This window comes from Desulfobotulus sapovorans DSM 2055 (assembly GCF_059569355.1).
This window is the reverse complement of the sequence record NZ_JCANVJ010000002.1, coordinates 148,236-170,062: the sequence shown is the minus strand read 5'-3', so window position 1 is coordinate 170,062 and position 21,827 is coordinate 148,236. Positions and strand designations below refer to the sequence as shown.

Annotated in this window: 15 protein-coding genes; 3 read left to right on the top strand and 12 right to left on the bottom strand. The window is 51.2% G+C overall.

Features of this window, described 5'->3' with window-relative positions; translation table 11 throughout:
- Positions 1-162: 162 nt before the first annotated feature.
- From BR04_RS03415 to BR04_RS03370, 10 genes are all read right to left on the bottom strand, one after another.
- Entirely contained in the window at positions 163-1,185 is a 1,023-nt protein-coding gene (locus BR04_RS03415) for an aspartate-semialdehyde dehydrogenase (protein WP_496354587.1), read from the bottom strand.
- Between the two features lie 142 nt (positions 1,186-1,327).
- Entirely contained in the window at positions 1,328-2,089 is a 762-nt protein-coding gene (pssA, locus tag BR04_RS03410) for a CDP-diacylglycerol--serine O-phosphatidyltransferase (protein ID WP_496354586.1), read from the bottom strand.
- 14 nt (positions 2,090-2,103) lie between these two features.
- Positions 2,104-2,775: a phosphatidylserine decarboxylase family protein gene (locus tag BR04_RS03405; RefSeq protein WP_496354585.1), complete on the bottom strand. Its 672-nt coding sequence runs from the start codon at positions 2,773-2,775 to the stop codon at positions 2,104-2,106.
- A gap of 352 nt (positions 2,776-3,127) precedes the next feature.
- Positions 3,128-5,053: a DUF2207 domain-containing protein gene (locus tag BR04_RS03400; protein ID WP_496354584.1), complete on the bottom strand. Its 1,926-nt coding sequence runs from the start codon at positions 5,051-5,053 to the stop codon at positions 3,128-3,130.
- Positions 5,050-5,619 carry a LemA family protein gene (locus BR04_RS03395; RefSeq protein WP_496354583.1) on the bottom strand — a complete coding sequence of 190 codons (570 nt, stop codon included), beginning with the start codon at positions 5,617-5,619 and terminating at the stop codon, positions 5,050-5,052. The genes BR04_RS03400 and BR04_RS03395 overlap by 4 nt, the downstream gene beginning before the upstream one ends.
- 64 nt (positions 5,620-5,683) lie before the next feature.
- Entirely contained in the window at positions 5,684-6,790 is a 1,107-nt protein-coding gene (gene rsgA / locus BR04_RS03390; RefSeq protein WP_496354582.1) for a ribosome small subunit-dependent GTPase A, read from the bottom strand.
- Positions 6,791-6,986: 196 nt separating this feature from the next.
- Positions 6,987-7,631: a class I SAM-dependent methyltransferase gene (locus BR04_RS03385; RefSeq protein ID WP_496354581.1), complete on the bottom strand. Its 645-nt coding sequence runs from the start codon at positions 7,629-7,631 to the stop codon at positions 6,987-6,989.
- A gap of 80 nt (positions 7,632-7,711) precedes the next feature.
- Positions 7,712-9,958: a DNA translocase FtsK gene (locus BR04_RS03380; RefSeq protein ID WP_496354580.1), complete on the bottom strand. Its 2,247-nt coding sequence runs from the start codon at positions 9,956-9,958 to the stop codon at positions 7,712-7,714.
- A gap of 26 nt (positions 9,959-9,984) precedes the next feature.
- The gene (locus tag BR04_RS03375; protein WP_496354579.1) at positions 9,985-11,634 is read right to left on the bottom strand and encodes a ribonuclease J; all 1,650 of its coding nucleotides are present in this window, start codon (positions 11,632-11,634) and stop codon (positions 9,985-9,987) included.
- 94 nt (positions 11,635-11,728) lie between these two features.
- Complete coding sequence (locus tag BR04_RS03370) at positions 11,729-12,061, bottom strand: hypothetical protein (RefSeq protein ID WP_496354578.1); 333 nt, start codon at positions 12,059-12,061, stop codon at positions 11,729-11,731.
- A 202-nt stretch (positions 12,062-12,263) separates the two neighbouring features.
- On the opposite strand from BR04_RS03370, the gene BR04_RS03365 reads away from it, so the two are divergent.
- Positions 12,264-13,529, top strand: coding sequence for a M48 family metallopeptidase (locus tag BR04_RS03365; RefSeq protein ID WP_496354577.1), 1,266 nt, complete (start codon positions 12,264-12,266; stop codon positions 13,527-13,529).
- Positions 13,530-13,534: 5 nt separating this feature from the next.
- Here BR04_RS03365 and BR04_RS03360 read toward each other — a convergent pair whose 3' ends face one another.
- A complete protein-coding gene (locus BR04_RS03360) occupies positions 13,535-16,303 on the bottom strand; it encodes a TolB family protein (protein WP_496354576.1) in 2,769 nt (922 codons plus the stop codon).
- 283 nt (positions 16,304-16,586) lie between these two features.
- On the opposite strand from BR04_RS03360, the gene BR04_RS03355 reads away from it, so the two are divergent.
- Both BR04_RS03355 and BR04_RS03350 read left to right on the top strand, forming a co-directional pair.
- Positions 16,587-18,965 (top strand): ATP-binding protein, encoded by a 2,379-nt coding sequence (locus BR04_RS03355; protein ID WP_496354575.1) that lies wholly within the window; start codon positions 16,587-16,589, stop codon positions 18,963-18,965.
- Positions 18,962-20,053, top strand: coding sequence for a hybrid sensor histidine kinase/response regulator (locus BR04_RS03350; protein ID WP_496354574.1), 1,092 nt, complete (start codon positions 18,962-18,964; stop codon positions 20,051-20,053). Before BR04_RS03355 ends, BR04_RS03350 begins: the two co-directional genes overlap by 4 nt.
- A gap of 52 nt (positions 20,054-20,105) precedes the next feature.
- Here the strand turns inward: BR04_RS03350 and BR04_RS03345 are convergent, their stop codons facing one another.
- A complete protein-coding gene (locus tag BR04_RS03345; protein WP_496354573.1) occupies positions 20,106-21,740 on the bottom strand; it encodes an HDOD domain-containing protein in 1,635 nt (544 codons plus the stop codon).
- Between the last annotated feature and the right edge of the window lie 87 nt (positions 21,741-21,827).

Sequence of the window (21,827 nt, the reverse complement as noted above, 5' to 3'; positions counted from 1 at the left end):
TCTAAAACTCCTGTTTTTTGTTCAACAACATAAGTAAAGAAGATGAAGCTTCTCTTTGCCAGCACACCGGTGAGAGGCTTCATCCCCTTGTAAGCTATTGCCTGCATTGAATTTTCAGAAAAAATACTTCCTGAAAGTAGTGTATTTCAAACTTTATGGCCCTTACAGATATTTTTCTGCAAGCAGTTCAGCGATCTGTATGGCATTGGTGGCGGCCCCCTTACGGATATTGTCCGCCACAACCCAGAGATTAAAACCGTTTTCTATGGATTCATCTTTCCGGATACGTCCGACCAGGGTATCATCCTGTCCGGCAGCCTGCACGGCCATGGGATAGACATTGTTTGCAGGATCATCCAGCACCCGAACTCCGGGAGCGGAACTCAGGATAGAGCGGATATCCTCCATGGTGAAAGGCGCACGGGTTTCCACATTCACCGCTTCGGAATGGGCATAAAAAACGGGAACCCGCACCGTTGTCGCCGTCACACCAATGGACGGATCTTCAAGGATTTTGCGGGTTTCATTCACCATCTTCATTTCTTCCTTGGTATAGCCATTTTCCAAAAAAACATCAATATGAGGAAGACAGTTAAAGGCAATACGATGCGGGTAGACCGTACGTGGCACATCAAGAAAGTTGATCATGGCCCGTGTCTGGTCAAAGAGTTCGTCAATGGCCTTTTTACCGGTTCCGGATACGGCCTGATAGGTGGAAACCACAATACGCCGGATCGGATATTTGCGGTGGATGGGAGCAAGAGCCACCAGCATCTGGATGGTGGAGCAGTTGGGATTGGCGATGATCCCCTTTTTGGTATAACCTGCTATGGCGTGAGCATTGGCTTCCGGAACCACCAGTGGTACATCGGGATCCATACGCCATGCACTGGAATTGTCCACCACCACACAGCCCGCTTCCGCAGCTTTGGGGGCAAATTCAAGGCTGGGGCCTCCTCCTGCGGAAAAAAGTGCGATATCCACGCCTTTGAAAGCGTCCGCAGTCAGTTCCTCAATGGCAATGTTGTCTCCCAGATATTTCAGACTCCGGCCCACAGATCGTTTTGAAGCCAGCAACTTCAGGTTTTTTACCGGAAAGTTACGGGATTCCAGGCCACGAATCATCTCATTTCCTACGGCTCCTGTGGCACCAGCCACTGCGACAGTGAACATTTTCCGGGACATAGACTTCTTTGGCTCCTTCAGTACTTAAGGTTTAGGAGCATCTGTTTCAAGGGAGGCTCCTTATTGCAAAAAAGAGGGATCCACCCCCAATACCATCAATCCGGATTCGGGATGGATCCTTATCTGGTTTTAAAAAAGATCATCAGCCCTTCAGTTTATCTTCTTTGATATCATGCTCCAGAGAAACAGTATCGGCATGATGTGCTCTGCCTCTGTTCAGAAGCCCCAAAGGGCCGGAAAGAACGTAGGCAAGGGAAATCAGAAAAAGGGCAACGGGAGGTTCTGCTGCTATAAAAACGAATATAAGAATACAGGCCACCAGTACATTAAAATTGAAACGTTTGAAAAGGCTGTGTTTTTTAAAACTGCTGTAACGGATATTGCTGACCATCAGAAAAGATAAAAAATACAGCATGATCATGGGAACAACCGGCCAGTCTACAAAATTGACCAGGGTTCGCTCGCACAGCAGCAGGGTTGTTGCCGCCATGGCAGCAGCCCCAGGAATGGGAAGCCCTGTGAAGTCACTACCCGGAGCAGAATCCGTCATGGAATTGAATCGGGCCAGACGCAGGGCACCGCAGACCGTAAAAAGGAAAGCCGCAAGCCAGCCAAGACGTCCCATGGGCTGCAAGGCCCAGAGGTAGATAAGAAGACCGGGAGCAAGGCCGAACGAAATCAGATCTGCAAGGGAATCATATTCCACCCCAAACCGGCTGGTGGTGTTGGTCGCCCGTGCCACCTTACCATCCAGAATGTCAAAGACAATGGCCACAAAAATAGAGATGGCTGCATTTTCAAAATTCTGATTGATGGCAGCGATAACGGAATAAAAACCACAGAAGAGGTTCATTGAAGTAAAAAGGTTGGGCAATACATAGACACCTTTACGGGCACGACTCATTTTTTTTCCTTTGATCATTGCATGCTCCCCAGTGTTGTTGTGCCAGCCTGGGTAAGCTCCCCCTCCCGGACGGCACAATTGAAATCAGGCGGCAGATAAAGATCCAGTCTGGAACCGAAACAGATAAGACCGAAACGGGTTCCCCGGGATACACTATCACCTTCCTGAACATGGCAGATGATCCGGCGGGCAATGAGTCCGGCAACCTGCACAGTCCAGAATTTTCCAGCAGAAGGGGTTTCAATGAGAATGGCATTCCGCTCGTTTTCCGTAGCAGCCTTGTTGAGGCTGGCATTGAAAAAACGGCCAGGATGATACTGAACTTCCCGAATCGTACCGTCAAAGGGAATACGGTTGACGTGTACGTTGAAGACGGACATGAAGATGCTGATCTGAAAAGCCGGGCCTTCTCCGTAAGGATAGGAATCCACCCTGCGGGCCACCACTACTTTACCGTCTGCCGGGGAGACCAAAGCTTCCGGATTTGCAGGAATCACGCGATCCGGATCCCGGAAAAACCAGAAACAGAAAAGGCTTGCGCAAAGTCCTGGTACCGTGAGCCAGTGCCATTCTGATAGGGCTGCAATAGAGGTGATGAAAACAGCAAGAAAAATAAAGGGATAGCCTGCCTTTGCAATGGGAAATCCGCTTCCAGAAGGTGTGTCCGGTCTCAAAAATGTCTTCATGTCGCGTATCATATCCGTCTTTAGGGCTTTAAAAAAAAGAGAATCCGGAATGCCATCAGCGCATTCCGGTTTTCTGTCATTATCCGAGGCAGTTAGGAAAATAAGGGGAAAAAACGACCCGGGAGGCATCCCGTTAATTCCAAAGAAATTAACAAATTCAGTATCCGGTGTCAATCCTCATGGATTTTCTTGAATGAGGTATATTTTTTACGGCTTGCAGTTTTACCCTCACGTTTGATGCACAAGAGTTTAAAAAAACTAAGCATTCTTAAGAAGACCTGATTTTTCTGACAAGCCATTTTAATTCCGGAAAAATGTCAAGGCGGGCTGATGTTTTCGGATCATTTCCATCCTACCAACTCCTGCCCCCACCGCCACCGGAACCGCCTCCGGAGAATCCGCCGGAAGAGGAACTTCCGCTGCTTCCAGAGCTGCTGCTGGAAGAAGATGATGAAGCAGGTGCTGCGTTCATGCAGCGCGTAAGGGAAACCATGTCATTGTTGAGGCGTCTTTCAAACCCCCGTGTGTCGAAGCGGTTCTGCTCTCCCCCTCTGTACCAGGAAGGCGGGGCAAGGGCCATGCCCTCAAAACAGGAGAACCACCGGGTACTGAGACCCAGCACAATGGCATAGGGGAGGATACGGAAGAAATACTGGGGGTCGGACTCAAACATCCTTTCAAGCTTGTCCTTTTCAGCCTTTTCAATGAACTCCCTGAATCCCAGCACCCTTCCCAGAATTTTGTCGCCATAGGGCGTTCTTTTCGGCATGAGAGCGATGAAGAAACTGCCGCCAACCGTTGCTCCAAGGGCCGCAAGGTATTGGATAACCGGGATGTCGGTGAAATATACCGTGGCAAAACCAATTCCCACCGCCGAGACAATAACAAAATACAGGGTGGCGATGAGGAGGGCTTTTTTCTTCACGCCCCCTTTTACGCTTAAGAATTTTGCCAGTGCGACCATGGGCCCCATGACAAAAATGACGGCAAAAAATGCCAGCATGAACCGCATGATGGCGACACCCCAGTCCGTGCTTTCAGGTTCAAAGGCTTTGGCAAGCTCCGTTGTGATAAGAAAGAGGGGGATAAAGGCAAAAAATCCCACAACAAAGCCTGAGGAAAAATAAAGACCTCCCAGTTTCACGGTCTGGCTTTTCACATCATAAAGGGCTTTTTCCGGATTGCCAGAAAATGTGGTCATCACATCATGCTGGGTCTCAGCGATGGTGCCGTAAAATTTCAGGTTCAGATTCTCCGTGGTCACCCGGCCATCTTTTCCAAGCTTGAACATCTCCCGGAACATTTTCTTTTCATAGGGTTTTGCCTCACTATCCAGATCCTTTATTTTCGTGAGAACCAGCCCGCCATCCTTTTTTCCCTTTGCTCCGGGAAGTTCTTCAATGCTGAGGCAGCCCTGCTGTGCCCAGTGGATGACCAGGGCGGTAACGTCTTCGGTATCAACACTGCCATCCACGATATAACCGATCTCCGCCGGGTTCATTTTGTCGGGCGGCCAGAATTCAACCACGGGTATGACAGGATTGTCCCTGCCCTTTATAAACCACAAAAGAAAGCTCAGGAAAAGCATCAGGGCATAAAGGGGATAACCCAGAAGGAGCTCCTTCATGGGAGGCCAGTGCCGTTTGGCTCCGACCCAGTAACCTTCGGGAAGGGGCAGTGCCACCGTGAGTCCTTCATAACTGTCAAGGGGCTTTTTGATGCTGCCCCGGATACGGGTGCCCTCAACGGTCCAGGTGACACCCGTACTGTCTGTGGAACCATAGGGCCCTGAGGTCACATTCACATCTTTGGCATGAAAGGGTTTGGGAAGCCGGATCTCAAAGCTTGCCGAGGCAATGGGGCTTGCCCACTCCACACCGATGAGGTTGTGGTTGAACTCATCCATATCCTTAAGATTATCCGTGCCCACATCATAGACATAGCGGATCACATACCGCTGTTTTCCATGAAGAAAAATGTCCGGATCACCGATGCGGATCAGAATTTTTCTCTTTTCTTTCATAATTTTGTATGGGTGAGACAAAACCGAGATGGAGTGGATCCGGATCCGCTGCTGATCAAAAAAAAGGGGCAGCTCCCGGATGATCCCCCGCCGCTCCTCCCTGAAATCAAGCTCAATGATTTCGGTGATGTGATAGGCATTGGTTTCCATCACCTCCATATCGATGTGATAGTTTTCAATGTCAAAGGCTTCCATGGCGCTGGAAGAAAGAATAAAAGCTGCAAAAAAAACGAACACAAGGCAGATGATTCTCATGTTGTCACCCCAAAGCTTATTTCAACAGTGCTCCGCTCGGATCCATCAATATGAAAATATTCCTTTTTCTTTAATTTCATCAGAAAAGCAATGAGGGACTGGGGAAAAAGCTCCCGTTTGGTATTAAAGGCCTTGACCACGGCATTGTAGTATTTCCGGGCCTGAAGGATGTCCGTTTCAATGTTCTGCAACTGGTTCTGAAGGTTAGTGAATCCCTCGTTGGCTTTAAGATCCGGATAGGCCTCGCTCAGGGCAAGGAGGTTTTTCAGCCCCTGACCCAGGGCGTTCTCGTTTTTCTGAAGCTCCCCTATGGAAGCAGAGTCCATGGCCCTGTTCCTGGCCTCAATCACCTGATTGAAGGTTTCCTTTTCATGGGAAGCGTAGCCCTTTACCAAGGTCACAAGATTAGGAACAAGATCCCAGCGTTTCTTGAGATAGACATCCATGGTGGCAAAGGCTTCCTCGCACTGGTTTCTGAGCCTGATGAAGCCGTTGTAGATGAGCACAAAAAACAGGAAAAGCAGAAAAAACGGGCCGACAACTGCGATCATCATGGTTGTTGTCATGGATTCATCCCCATAGGTTGAAAAAAAGTTTGGGTTGTCAGTTTATGGGCAAGCCCAACCAGAATCACCGCCCGTTTTTCAAGCTCTTATCCTTATTTTTAACGGACTTGATGAACCTGCCAAAATCCCGGTCTTTTTTTCGTTTTTCCGCATAGGAAAGCTGATTGAATCCGGACTCGGCTTTGAGCTTCACGTAGTTGTCAAAATGATCCTGACAGATCTCTCCCCTGTGCAGGGCGCTGAGAACCGCGCAGTCCGGCTCGTCCGTATGCGTGCAATCCCGATACCGGCAAAGGGGAGCAAGATCCGTGATATCGGAAAATCCGCTCCCGATGCCAGCGTCCGAAGCCAGAATGCCGAACTCCCGCATTCCAGGGTTGTCGATCACCAGCGCACCGCCTTCAAGGCGGATCAGCTCACGACGAACCGTGGTGTGCTTTCCTTCGCCTGTCTCGCTGACAGCCTGGGTTTCCTGCATCTCCCGGCCGATCAGGCCGTTGATCAGCGTACTTTTGCCAACACCGGAAGAGCCCACAAAACAATAGATTTTTCCGGGCAGAAGCCGTTCATGCAGTGCTGCCACGCCTTCTGTTGTCACGTTGCTTAAGGTGTGAACCGGCGCACGGATGCCCGCAGCATGAATGGCCGCCACCTGATCCGAAAGGACTTCCGGGGTCACAAGATCGGTTTTCGTGAGCAGGATGCAGGGCATTGCCCCGCCGTCCATCACCATTACCAGATACCGCTCCAGCCGCTTCAGATTAAAATCCAGATGACAGGACTGAACGATCATCACACAGTCCACGTTGGCTGCGATCATCTGATAGTCGATGGCGTTTCCCACAGCTTTTCTCCGCAGAAACGTTTTCCGTTCCAGGAGCGTATGCACTACAGAAGGGCCATCGGAAGAAGATTTCTCCACACACACCCAGTCTCCCACACAGGGCCTCTCATGGGAAAAAAGATGACGGTGACGATAATTGCCCGCAAGTTTCGCCCTGAAAACCCCTGTGGCATCCACAAGGAGAAGCATATCGCCACGATCCACAGCCACAACACGGGCAACACCACTTTCCGCTTCACATGGCATCATGCGGTTCCAAAATTCTCCCCAGCCGAGGGCCTTCAGTTCATCGAGATCCTTGCCGCTCACTTCCTGGTCTGTTTTCAATTCCTTCTCCGTTTTTCCGGGTAAAATTCTACGAATTTTTCCACCATCGTAAAGGCGGAACTATCAGAACCAAAAAGCTGGGGGATATCCAGAAACCGTGCAGGCCTCGCCAGACACTGAAGGCCCCTTGCGGCGTTCCCATGCCGGAACATGGGAACCCTTGCTGAGACAACGGAGTAATCAGTCAAAAAAGGTCTTATGCAGGAAGATCCGCAGGCAGGTCACCGGGTCGGTAACGGCGCAGTACACCCAGAGTTTTTGTACGTTCGAGTTCTTCAAAAAGTCCGGATTTTTTTGCCGTTTCATACACATACCATGGGGCCTGCCCCCCCTCTTCGGGATGCTCAAAAATATCATGAACCACCAGAAAACCATCGGGCTGAATATGGGAAACCCAGCTGATGTAATCCGTAAAAGCAGCTTTGAAGGTATGTCCGCCATCAATGAAGACCAAAGCCAGAGGGGTTGACCAGAAACGGGCAATGTGGGCGGATGCACCAACAAGGGGCACCACCGTATGCTCCAGATCCCCTGCCGCCAGGGTGTTCCGGAAAAAAAAGAGGGTATCCATGCGCCCGGTTCTGGGATCCACAAGATCCGTATCATGATAAAACTCACCAGGCTGCTGTTCCTCGTTTCCCCTGTGATGGTCAATGGAATAGAGGATACTGTCGTTGCTACGGCAGGCAGGCCCCATGTACAGGGCGGATTTGCCGCAGTAGCTGCCGATTTCAAGGCAGGGCCCCTGCTGACTGGCTTTCAGGGCCAGCCGAAACAGACGTTCTCCCTCTTCAGGATCCATAAAGCCCTTTGTTTTTTCAATCAGATCAATGTTGTACACAAAGACATCCCTTCACTTTAATCTCGGTTTGTTGGACGGATTCGCAAGGAAATCCTCCGGTATATCTGCAAACGTTCCCATTACATGGCTTCCAGATTGGGAACAAGAACCTCTCTGGGACGCGCACCATCCGCAGGCCCGATCACCCCTTCCTGTTCCATGGATTCAATAATGCGTGCTGCCCGGTTGTAGCCGATACGTAAGTGACGCTGCACCATGGAAATGGATGCCTGACGGGTGCGTGCCACCAAAGCGAGGGCTTCATCATAGCGGGGATCCATGGCATCCCCCTCCCCTTCTTCTCCGGTATTCTCTCCGCCAGCAGAAATTTCCGTTACTTCAGCAATGTATTCGGGCGTCCCCTGGGCCTTCAGAAAACTGAGAATCCGCATCAGCTCCTCTTCTCCGATATACGCCCCATGTATCCGCTGCAAACGGGCGGTTCCGGGCGGGACAAAAAGCATGTCCCCGTTGCCGAGCAGGGCCTCCGCCCCTCCCGTATCCAGTACGGTTCTGGAGTCGATGCGGGAAGAAACCTGAAACGCCATGCGGGTGGGAAAATTGGCCTTGATAACACCGGTGAGCACATCCACAGAAGGTCTCTGGGTCGCGAGGACAATGTGAATTCCCGAAGCCCTGGCCATCTGGGCCAGACGGGCCAGGGCCACTTCCACATCTTTGGAAGCCACCATCATGAGATCTGCAAGTTCATCAATGATAATAACAATATAAGGCAGTTTTTCTTCCGGTGCAGTCTCCCCTTCGGGTACCGTATCGGTGTCCGCTGCCTGCGGCGCAGGTCTCACCTTTTCATTGTACTGGCCAATGTTGCGGCATCTGAAGGATGCCAGCAGTTCATAGCGCCTTTCCATTTCCTTGACAGCCCAGAAAAGAGCGGAAGTGGCTTTTTTCATGTCCGTGACAACGGGGGTGATGAGGTGGGGGATGCCGTCGTAAACCGACAGCTCAATGCGCTTGGGATCAATCATGATGAGCTTCACCTCTTCCGGACTTGCCTTGAAGAGGAGACTTGTGATCATGACATTGAGACCGACACTCTTTCCCGCTCCCGTTGCACCTGCAATGAGCAGATGGGGCATACGGTCCATTTCCACAGCCACGGGAAGGCCCACAATATCCTTTCCAAGACAGACTGTGAGGGGAGAAGGATTTTTTCTGAAAGATTCTGAAACCACAATTTCCCGAAAATGAACCATTTCCCGTACCACATTGGGAACCTCAATGCCGATGGCTGCCTTTCCGGGAATGGGAGCCACAATGCGTATACTTAAGGCCCTCAGGGCAAGGGCCAGATCATCGGCAAGGTTGGTCACCTTGCTGATCTTGATACCCGGAGCAGGCTGGTATTCAAAGGTGGTGATGACAGGGCCGGGGGTTACCGTTACGACTCGGCCCTGAACACCAAAATCCGAGAGTTTTTTTTCAAGGATATCCGACTGGGTCTTGAGAAAGTTTTCATCCACAGGGCTGATGTTTTCAGGGATTTTGTCCAGAAGATCCAGAGAGGGCAGCGAAAACTTTCCGGCAGGATGCAGGGGAAGTTCTTCCTGAACCGGACAGGGTCTGCTTTTCAGTTTCACGGGGAGACGGGATGCAATGACAGGGCCGGATGGCGTGGCAGGCAGGCTGGCAGGCGGGAGACTGTCCTGGGCATTCCGGGAAGATACTTTGTCTATAACAGGAATTTCTTTTTTCGGGGGGGCGGGTGCAGGTCGCAGACGACTTCTGAAGCGGCCATTTTTTTTTCCCAGCCGAATAAAAAAACCAGGAATGGCCTTCAAACAGACCCATAAAAGCAGCCCGGCCCTGGCGCAGCCCCTGACAAGAACTCCCGGCCGGATACCCGTTGCCAGCATAAGGCCTGAGAGCTGTAAAAAACAAAGTACCAGAACAGCCCCTTCAGCCTTGGCGTAATAATTGAGAAAATCCCGGAACAACCCCGCCACCAGGCTCTTTTCACCAAAACGGCCTTCCATGGATAAAAGTCCGCTTCCCAGGGCACCGGTGGACAGAATGAGCATGAGGCCGCCAAGAGCCCGAAAAAAAGGTGAAAAGGGATGAAGCTGATTCTTGACAAGCCTCCGGATACTTTCTCCCATAAGCAGAGGCAGCCAGAAAGCCCCAACGCCAAAACATCCCATCAGAAAACCTCCCACCCAGGCACCTGCAAGGCCGAAAAAATTGTGTACCTGGGGATCTCCTGAAGCATGCAGGATGGAAGGATCTTCAGGATGAAAACTGGCAAGGCTTCCAAAAACAAAAAGGGCCGCAAAGATAAGAACCAGTATGATAAAGTCCCGTCGCATGGGGAAACTCCGCTTGACCTTTGAAATCAGACCTCAAAAATCTGGGCAAGGATAATAGGTCTTCTGCGGATGGCAAAATAAAAATACTGGCGCAGGGCTTTTTGCAGTCTGGCTTTAATGATCTCCACCCGGTTGGCAACATCCGGCCCCACATCCTCCACAATTTCCAGAATGACACATTGGGCGTCATCCAGCACATGACCCGTTTCCGTCCAGAACACAAAGCCTCTTGAAATCAGCTCAGGGCCATAAAGCACCACCCCGGTTTCCTGGTCAATCACCATGGTGACAACGGCAATACCGTCTTCGGAAAGAATCCTGCGCTCCCGGAGAACGCTGCGTCCCACATCTCCGACGCCCTTGCCATCAATGAGAATTCTGCCCGTATGGACAGTGCTGCCCATGCGTCCGCCCTTATCATCAAAGAGAATGGTCTGTCCGTTTTCAGCAAGCAGCACCCTCTCTCTGGGAATCCCCGTTTCAACGGCCAGACGGGCATGATGCACCAGATGTCTGTATTCCCCATGCACAGGAATAAAGTAGCGGGGACGGGTGAGGTTCATCATCAGCTTCAGCTCTTCGCGAAAGGCATGGCCGGACACATGGACATCTGCCATCTTGTTGTAGATGACATTGGCCCCTCTGCGGTACAGGCTGTTGATGATCGCCGTGATGGCCTTTTCATTGCCCGGAATGGATTTGGAGGAAAGGATGACCGTATCTCCCTCCCGGATGCGGATCTGTTTATGGTTGCCCTCGGCCATCCGGGACAGGGCACTCATGGGCTCTCCCTGACTGCCCGTGGTGATCATGATGACCTTTTCATCTGTTCTCTGGGAAAGATGGGCAAGATCCATCTCCATACCTTCAGGAATGGACAGGTATCCCAGTTCCCGCGCTACCCGGACACTCAACTCCATACTGCGACCATTGAAAATGACACGGAAATTGTCTTTTCTGGCAATTTCAATGATCTGCTGGATACGGGCCACGTTAGAGGCAAAAAGGGCCACGATCACCCGTCCCGGTGCATCCAGGATCAGTTGTTCCAGGGTACGGCCTACGGTCTCATCGGAAATGGTATAGCCTTCCTTTTCCACGTTGGTCGAGTCCGAGAGGAGAGCAAGAACCCCTTCTTCTCCGCAGAGGGCAAAGGCATTTACATCCGTGACCATGCCATCCACAGAATTGTGGTTGATACGAAAATCTCCCGTATGTACCACAAGGCCCTGGGGCGTCCGGATGGCCAGCCCCACCCCGTCCACGGTACTGTGGCTGACACGGATAAACTTTATGGAAAAAACACCGATATCCAGCACATTGCCAGGACAGATTACCCGGAGATCCGGGTCTATGGGATAGTCAAAATCTTCGAGTTTGTGGCGGATCATGCCAATGGTAAAAGCGGTTCCGTAAACCGGAACACGCAGATCCTTAAGGAGATAGGGCAGGGCACCGATGTGATCTTCATGGGAATGGGTGATGACAACGGCTCTCACCTTATGCATATTCCCCCGGATATACTCCATGTCCGGGATCACAATATCCACACCCAGCATGTAATCTTCCGGAAACATGAGGCCTGCATCCAGTATGAACAGATCCTCCCCATGTTCAAAGACCATCATGTTCAGTCCAATTTCTCCAAGCCCGCCAAGGGGAATAATCTTCAGCATACAGATGGTTCTCCAAAAAGAAAAATAAAGGAATAAGCCCGTCAGAATTCCGTATTTTTACGAAATTTTCTTTCCCATTCCAGCAAGAATACGCTCAGGCAATCACAGAAGCTTCTCCAAGGAGATCATCCACCATGTCCATGATCCAGATTCGCTGCTCCGCTGTGGCATAGGCCATGCAATCGCAACGAATGACTTTCATGGTTCTGATGAGAAATTCACAGGAAATGCGTCCTTCCTCAAGAAGAAGGGCCACCACATGGGGGGCACATTCCGCATGGGCTTTCTGGATGGGGGTCAGCACGGCCTCGGGTACCGGAACCCAGTAAATCGCTTCCAGTACGCGCGTTCCCAGACGGACATCCAGAACCTTCTTCAGACGATGGGTGTCCTGGATACCCAGGCCATCTACCAGATATTGCTTCACGGGACTCTCCAGCAGGTGAGGTGTTTTCCTGATAGGTTTTTTTAAGGATGCGCTATCATACGGGCAGGATTTCCATATGGACAAAACAGCGCAATGAAATTAGCATGGTTTTTCCTTGCAGGCAAGGTACATGCCTGTATCATGGCAGGAGCCTTGCCATACTGAAAACAAAACTTCAGAAAAATTTTTCTCAGGAGTGTTCATGGTTTCAGAGCCTCTCATCCTGTTATTTCTGCTGCCCTACCTTGCGGCGTCAGTTTTTGAGCATTTTCTTGTCTGGTCCAACGACCGCCATCAGGCCCGTATGGGAAAACGCATCCCTGAGGTGTTCCAGGGAACCCTGGATCAGCAAGGTGTGGAAAAAATGCGGCGCTATGCCTCGGATCGCAACCGCTTCAGCACCCTGCACCGCATCACGGCGGATCTTCTTCTGATAACAGCCCTGCTGTCCGGATGGATACAGGCCCTGGATCGCCTGGTACACCCCCTTCCTCCCCTCCTTGCCGGGCTTCTTTTTATGGGGATTCTGGGTCTGGTCTCCCTCCTTGCCAGTCTTCCCTTTGACTGGGCCCATGCCTTTATCGTGGAAAAACGACACGGTTTCAGCACCAAAACGCCCAGAATATGGGGACAGGATCAGATCAAAGGATTTCTTCTTTCCCTGGTTCTGGGAACCCCCCTTCTTGCCGCCGTTCTGGCCAGTTTTCTCTTTGCCGGATCCTCCTGGTGGATTCTTGCCTTTGCCCTTATCATGGGATTTCAGGTTCTCATGATCTTTGTCTATCCTCTCTGTATTGCTCCCCTCTTCAATACCTTCACCCCTCTCCCCGAAGGTTCCCTGAGGGAAAGGATTTTTCAGCTATGCAAAGAAACGGGACTTGATGTACGGGATGTGCTGGTCATGGACGCTTCCCGGAGAACGGCCCACACCAATGCCTACATGACAGGGCTGGGGCGCAGTCGCAGGGTGGTACTGTACGATTCCCTTCTGGAAAAACATCCGGAAGAAGAAATTCTCGCCATCCTTGCCCATGAGATCGGACACTGGAAGTTCCGTCATCTCCCGCGTCAGGTTTTTTTCTTCGGCTGTATCGCCTTTCTTTTTCTGGCCCTTGCGGGAAAACTTCTCGCCTGGCCCTTTCTGTATCAGGTCTTTTCCTTTGAACAGGCCAGTGCCCATGCAGGACTTTTTCTCCTGATCCTCTTCTGGACACCCGCAGCCCTGATTCTTTCTCCCCTGTCCAGTACCCTTTCCCGCAGAGCCGAATACAGTGCCGATGCCTTTGCGAGAAAAAGCACCGGTTCCGGAAAAGGCCTGCAAAAAGCCCTGCTGCGCATGGCAAAGGACAATCTGGCCAATATTGCTCCCCACCCCCTGTATGTTTTTTTCCACTATACCCACCCCCCCCTGAAGGAACGCATTGAGGCCCTGGAAGATGACCCTGGCTCCGGCACAGTGAACTTCTGAAAAGCTTAAAACACAAACCCCAGCGCCGTATAAAACTGATCTTCCCCAAGATCCGCATCCAGTCCCCTGGCATATCCCAGGATCAGGGGAACCCGGAGGTGGTAGGCAAGAAGAAGATCCATGCGAAACTCCAGCCCCAGACCCGTCAGCTGATGCATGCTTTCCCCTTGCCGCCAGGCACTTCCGGAGTCCAGAAACAGGCTTGCGGAAAGATCGCCCATACCAAGAGGCATCAGAGAGAGATTCCGTTCCACCCGGTAAAGCCAGGGATTAAAGAAAATGCGCTGGGTAAAATAACGGTCTCCCCGCTGTACGGATCTGGGATAACCGCGCAACTCCGCTTCCTCCCTGCCAAAAAGATCCCTGTCTCCCAGAGCCTGCACCCCACCAATATAAAAAGGCCTTGCCTCCTCATCCCCATGGCCTCCGGCAAGACGGATACCCAGGGTGGAGCGACCCGGAAGATCCCAGATTTTCCTGATCCGGGACTGCACCACAAGGCCCCTGTAATCTCCGGGCAAGAGATCGTTGGATTCCACCGCAAGATCAGCGTACAGGCCCCAGCCGATCCCCGGAACATTGAGGTACATTTCCTCATCCTCAAAGGTGAGTCCCAGCCCCGCAAGGGAAGTTTCCGTATCCTTTCTGCGCACTGGAAAGGGAAAATCAAGAAGACTTTCCCGTTCATGGACAAGGCCTGCATGCAGGCTCATCCGGTCTTCAAAAAAACTCAGCAGGTGACTGCGCTGGAGAGTGACTTCATCCTTGCGAAGGGTGTACTTCAGAGTCCCCTCTCCCAGAGACCGTTCAGAAAAACGGTGACTGCGTTCCAGCATCAGGGACCAGCGGTTGTCATATCCATAGACCAGCTGTCCGTTGGTGAGATCATTTTTCACATCAAAGGTTCCTGAAAACAGATAGACATGACGGCCCAGAGCATCGTTGCCGCCGGTCTGTATCCCGATCTGCCCGGAATCGCCGTCAAACTGCCACACCGGAAACCAGTACCGGGGCTTGAGGCTGGGCCAGGGACTGTAATTTTTTTCCCTGATCAAGGGAAAAGAGCCGGAAAGTATCGGGGAAGACTGTCTGGACAGGGGCTTGTCTTCAACGGAAAAAGCCCGCAGGGGCTGAGGATGCTGAACCTGGAAAAGCCGATACCCTTCTGCCGTATAGGCCTGATAGAAAAGCCCCTCCCTGCCCGCCCACCTGGGACGAAAGGCCCCTCCGGAAACATCCGTCCACTGTTCCACCCAGCCCGTTTCCGGATCCAGTACATGAATGTTGTAGGTTCCCCCATAATCCGCACTGAAGAGGATGCGGCCATCGGGCAGAAACTGGGGCTCGTTCTCAACTTCAGGGGTTCGGGTCAGGGGCTGCCAGCTTTGGGCAGCAAGATCCAGCAGTTCAAGGTTCCAGCCCAGACCCGGCCGCTTCAGAGCTGCGACCACCGGCCCCTTTTCCCCTGCCACATCAAAGGCGGCCAGCACCTCTCCCTCCTTTCCCTGCCATACAAGCCGACTCTGCCCCTTTAAATCCAGAATGTGCAGTTCGCTGATCCCCCCTTCCTGCCGACTCACCAGCAGGGCCTCTTCCCCAGGAAGCCAGCGTACCCTTTTAAACCGCATACCGTAGGTCAGCCGCCGCCATCCACCGGAAGCTTCATGGAAAAAGACATCATGGAAAAAACGGCCATCTGCCCGGCCTGTTATGCGGGTGGCAGCCATGCAGCCATCTTCCCGGATGCTGAGATCCGCCAGGGAGCGCGTGAAAATTTCAGCCTTTCGGGTGCCTCCCCCATAGCGGAAAAGACGACGCCGGTCTTCCCCGGAGTCTTCCACAAGGTAAAAGGCATCCCCCCGGGAAGCTGCCACCTGCATAAAAAAATTTCCGGAAGGCCGCATCTCCCCTGCCAGAACGGTTTCCGGAGCTTCTTCCGAAAACCTTGAAACCATATCCTGCCTGAAATCCTCCCACAGGCCGGGAAAGTTTTTCCCGAATACCCGCCGGGCCTGGGCATTGAGCGTAAAAAAGGGGATCAGCTCCCCGCTCTGGCGGTAGAGAAACTCAAAAATGGCATCTTCTCCGTATTCCCTTGCCAGATAGTCTACAAAAAATGCACCGTAAAGATAGGCCTTGCCCAGAGGCCATTCCCGCAGATCCGCCACCACCTGGGAAAGGCTCTTCCAGCGGTTTTCCACAATTTCCTGCCGCATCTGCGCTTCATAATGGCTGCCATGCAGACGGCCCGCCCCCTCTTCACCATACCCCTCAAAATAAACGGCCAGCCCTTCCAGAAGAAAGGTCGGGGTAAGGGCATGGGGAAAAAACAGGGGAAGGCGGCCAAAGATGTTGCGGCCAACGGATACAAAGCCCTTTCCCATTTCCATATGAAGAATATGAACATACTCATGGCGGATCAGGATACGCATCCACTCATCATAGCGTTCCAGAGTGGCGGCATCCTCGGGCCGGGACACAAAAAGACGGATCTGGGCAAAGGGCAGCACCGTTGCCCAGCCATTGGCAAAATCCACCTCATCGCTCAGTACCATGTGCACAGGTGCTGCGGGCTGAGACCGGAAATGGGGAAGAAGCTCCCTGTGCACATCCTCTGCGATGACGAGACAGCGCTGGGCCAGATCCCGCAACTCTTCCTGAAAATGAAGCTCAAAATGGGGGCTTACGAGGGTACGCCATTTTCCTCCCCAGGCTACGGGCTGAGCGAGGGCAAGGTCAAAGCCCGGAAGAGAAATGAAAACCCCAGTCCCCATAAAGCAAAGAGCCGTCAGGATCCATCGCCAGAAGCCTTGCCGTTTCCGGTATGGGCTGCACGGTTTCTTCTTGTCAGAAAAACAGGGGCCGTCATGTTGTGGTTCCAGGACTCTTTTTTTCATTGTCACCTGTCTCCATACCGAATAGGGTCATCCCATGAGAATGCTTTGCAAGGTTTTTTTGTATGTCTTCTTTCCAGAAATGCTGTTATACACCCTGTTTTCAATAAAATCCTTAAAAACAAGGGAGAATCATTTTCCCTCATAAGATCAGGGCACTGTCATGCCATTTTTTCACATTCATTCTTTTTTTTCACGACTCCCTTTACGGACGAAAACAACGGCAGCCATAGGACTCACGGGTACACTGATTGCCGGTGTTTCCATTTTTCTTTTTTTTATGAAAAGTGCCTTCCTTCTCCATCAGGACTTCAACAGGAACCTTACCCTCAGCATTGCACTTCTGGAAAGCCGCTGCCTTCTTGCCCTCTATAAGGGGGATCCCGGAACCTTTGTCTTCCCTTCGGATCTTCAGCCTTCCGTTTCCGCCATGGCCCTTCATCTGCCCGATGGCAGCCCCTTTGTCTCCTGGAATCGGAATCCGGCCAACGTTTTCCCCTGGGAAACCTTTCTGCATCGGAATCCCCCGGAGCAGAAAGCCACGATCCGTTCCGGAGAATTGCACCCTATTCTGGAAATCAGGGATCAGGGAAAAATTCAGGGGATACTGTCCCTTCAGATGGATTTTTCTTCATACCGAAACAGGCTGGCCCTGCATGCACTGTTTGCCCTGCTTCTTTTTCTTGGCAGCAGTGTCTCTGCCTTTTTTCTTTCGCTGTATTTTCGCCGTATCCTTCTGATGCCAATTTTCAAGCTGGTGCATACCGTAAAAAAAACCATCCGCCAGCAGGAAGCGACCATTCCCCCCACCCTTGATGTTAGCGATGAGCTGAACCTTCTGATCTCAGAATTCAACCATCTCCTTCAGGAAATCGAGGGCAAGAAAAATGCCCTGGCCCACCACAGATCCAGGCTTCAGGATGAGGTGGTGAGGCGTACCATGGCCCTTATGGCAGCCAACACCAAACTGGCACATCTGAACATGGCCTTGCGGGAAGCCAAAAAAAGGGATCACCTGCTCTTAAAACGCAGTGAAACCCTTGAAGGTCAGGTCGTGGAACGCACGGTGGCCCTTACCCAGGCCAACACCCGCCTGACCCGGCTGAATATGGAACTGCGGGAAGCCAAAAAACGAGCAGATGATGCGAGCTTTGCCAAAAGTACCTTTCTGGCAAGCATGAGCCATGAACTCCGTACACCCTTGAATGGTATTCTGGGCTATGCCCAGCTTCTGCACAGAAATGGAGACTATTTAAATCCAAAAGACCAGGAACGGATTCACATCATCCGTCAGTGCGGAGAACATCTGCTCCGCATGATCAATGACATCCTGGATCTTTCCAAGATTGAAGCCGGTAAAATGGATCTGGTATTGCAGCCCTTCAGGATTTCCTCCTTTGTCCAGAGTACGGCGGGGATGGCCAGAACCCGTGCAAAAGACAAGGGGCTTTCCCTGGAGATCTCCATGGCCGAAAATCTTCCCGTGACCGTATTGGGGGATGAGCACAGACTGCGTCAGGTTCTTCTGAATCTTCTGGGAAATGCCATCAAGTTCACGGAGCGCGGAAGTATTCAGATGGATGTTCAAATGGCCGGTGACCGTGTACTTTTTGAAGTTTCCGATACGGGCATGGGAATACCGGAAAAGGATCTGCCCCTTATCTTCAAGCCCTTCTCCCAGGCGGACAGCATCCGTAAAAAGCCTGAAGGAACGGGCTTGGGTCTTTCCATCAGCCAGTATCTTGTCCGTATGATGGGCGGATGCATTCAGGTGGAAAGCCGTATGGGATCAGGCAGCCGTTTCTGGTTCGCCATTCCTCTGCCCCAGAGTGGTGAAGGATCTGAATCCTCCATGGAAACCTGCTGCGATCATATCATCTCCTACAAACGGACGGATGAGGAAAAATCTCCCCTGCGTATCCTGCTTGTGGATGATGTGAAGGAGAACAGGGGCTTTCTTACGGATATCCTTTCTCCCCTTGGATTTGATGTGGATGAGGCCGGGGATGGTGAGGAAGCGCTTCGTCTCTGCATGGAGAAAAAACCGGATATTGTTCTTATGGATCTTGTGATGCCAGGCATGGATGGCTTTGAAACAATTGAAAAAATACAACTTGTTTTTTCAATGATCCCCCCACCTGTCATTGCCGTTTCCGCCAGTGCAACCCCGAATGTCATCGAAAAATGTATGAAAGCGGGCTGTGTCTCCTTTATTTCAAAACCCGTTCATATTCCAAAACTCTTTGAGCTTTTATGCAAAACCCTTCCCATGGTATGGATTTCAGAACGTCCGTCCCGGTCTTTCCCCACGGAGTCCTCCCTTGTATCCATACCGGATTCAGCCGCCATGGAAAAACTCGAAGACGCTGTGAGCCGGGGAGATATTTCCGCCATAGAGAACTGGTGTGACAGTGAGCAGGCCATGATGTATCCGGACTTTACGCGTCATGTCAAAAACCTTGCCACAGCTTTTCAGATCCGGGAACTCAGTCTGTGGCTTGAAGCGATCCCCAAAAAACAAAAAGAGCAGAACGCCCTATGAAAACCATACTTGTCGTGGACGATAATCCCGCCAATCTTGGCATTCTTTTCCACTGTCTGGATCAGGACGGCTACCGGACGCTGGTGGCCCAGGATGGTGAGACGGCTTTTAAAATGGCGAAAAGGACAAAACCGGATCTGATTCTTCTGGATATCGTCATGCCGGAGATGGACGGGTACAATACCTGCCATATCCTCAAATCCGATGCGGAAACACGGAATATCCCCATTATCTTCATTACAGCGCTTTCGGATACGGCGGATAAGGTAGCAGGTTTTCAGGCAGGTGCTGTGGATTACATTTGCAAACCCTTCCAGCAGGAAGAAATTCTTGCCAGAATCCGCCTCCACATGATGTTGCAGGATCAGAAAAATCAATTGCTCCGCATTAACCGGGAAAAGGAAAAAATTCTTTCGGTGGTGGCCCATGACCTGAAAACCCCCTTTGGCAGTATGCTCGGTTTTATGGGGCTTTTAAAGGAAGGTTATGAAGACTACACGGAAAAGGAACGCAAAGCCTTCATTGGCCATGCCCATGCCTCCACCGTGAAAGTATATGAAATGCTGGAAAAACTGCTGGAATGGGCACGTTCTGGGGGAGGCTTTCAGGACTGTCAGGTTGAGCGCATCAACCTTTCCCCCCTGATTCATGCCACCCTCTCCCTTTTCAAAGAAAGTGCTGAAAAAAAAGACATCCGCATACGCGGCAGGATACCCAAAAGTCTCCATATTGCTGCGGATGCGAATATGATGGCTTCCATATTGCGAAATCTGCTTTCCAATGCCATCAAGTTTACGGAACCCGGTGGTACCGTGACATTTTCCGCAAAAAAAAAGGGAAACCAGGCAGAAATCCGCATTGCGGATACGGGGACGGGAATGAGGGAAGACCTTCTTGAGAACCTGCTTTCCGGTTCCTGCACCGCAACACATCCTGGAACATGCGGAGAAAGGGGGACGGGTCTGGGGATGGCAATATGTCTTGAATTCGTTGAAAAAAACAATGGGATACTGTCCGCTCAGAGCAGACCGGGCGGAGGCAGTACCTTCATACTGCGCTTTCCCTTGTCACCTGCCTTCACAAAATGAGGCTGATAGGCCCCGGTTTTAAGACCCCTGCTGCTGTCCTGATAGCACTTCCTTACATCCGGCTTCGCTTTATGGCCAGAAGGGTAAGGGTTTTCAGTTTCTGCATCAGGACTTTGACATCATTGGAAAAGAGCGGGGTACACTCCTGGCTCCAGTCCACGTAGATCAGACCAATCTTTTTTTTCTGTACAAGAATGGGATAAAGGGCAAAGGCCTCCGAAAAATTTCCTCTCTGATACCATTCCGGAACCCTGCTGTTCCAATCCCGGTTTTCCACATCCTCTATCACAATATCCAGTCCCGTATTCATGGCCTTATTAAAGATATCCCCCCCATAGTCATCCACAGGAAACTGAAATTCTTTTTTAAAATTCTGGATATCATCCCCAAGGACAAACCGTGGGATCATGAGATTGTCTGCCTTGTTTAAGATACAGATAGCAATTCTTGAAAAAAAGAAACCTTTATAAATCGCCGTAATAATTTCAAGAAGCACATCACTGAGACGAAAATCGGACATCAGGATCTTTTCAATGGCACGAATACGCTCTTCAAGCCAGGAACTCTGCACCTCCAGTCCCTGAGTCTTGTCTTCAGAGCGGGAGGAACATATCAGCGAAGGCTGTTGCAGAGAACGAACCCCGGCACTGCGACCCGAAGTACGGTCAAACCGGGTGTCTTTCAGTTGGATTTTCAATATTCTGGCATGGCGTTCCATCTGGGTAAGGGCATGATCCAGCAGAGTTTCTGCCTCTTCCGGACTGATGGAAAGAAAACGGCTGTATTTTTGAAGAATTTCCTCAATCCGGTTCTTTCTGAAAACGGCATCCATGGGCCGTTCCATGTTGCACATCTCATAGGTAAAGGAAGCCACAAGGCGTTTGAGATGTTTCAGGGAAAGTTTTCTCTCCTTTCCGTCAAAACCCTGAAAGGGATACAGGCCTTCCACGATAGCCTCCGGAAATCCCCATCCCATGGCAATCCCCCTGCCGACTTCACTGAAAGAAACCCCCAGCATTTTTTTCGCCACGAGATCCTGATCCAGTTTTTCGGCCTGTGCATAGGTGGCTATCCTCTGATAGACTTCCGGCTTACAGAAAATTAAAACCTGTTCACCAATATCATGAAGCATGGCAATCAGCTGAAAGGCATCCTTTTCTTCTCCATGAAGACTTTCTGCAATCTGCCTTCCCATGATCCCCCGCATCAGACTGCTGAGGGATTTATCCTGTAACAGATCACTTTTGGCAATGTCCCGCATAAATTCAAACAGCAGTACCGTTGCCGCCGTCTGCTGCACGGCTTCAGTGCCCAGAATCACCATGGCTTCTGAAATGCTGGCAACGCCATCCTTTCCAAAGTGAGCATAAAATGCTGAATTAACAAGGGAAAGAACCTTTGATGCCACGGAAACATCCTTGAGGATCACCTGGGCGATATCCCGGCTGGACGCATAATCTGTTTTGATAATCCGATTGATTTCCGCAATCTGCGCCGTAAAGGTATGGAGAAATTTTCCGGCTTTCATTTCTTTGTCAAGGTTTTCCAGTATACCGGAAAGCAGATCATCCACCCGGTCTCCCGGTCTCTCCTCCTGAGCACCGGGGACACTTTCCATATCTTCCAGGTCTGGAAGATCCAGGGGATCCAGCTCAATCCCCAGGCCCTTCGGTTGCTCCGTATTCATTCTGTCTTCCTCCACCATAGCGTATGCACTTTCTGTCAGATCCTTTAAGGCCTGACAGAAAAGTTTTTTTTGCCTCTTTATGGGTTT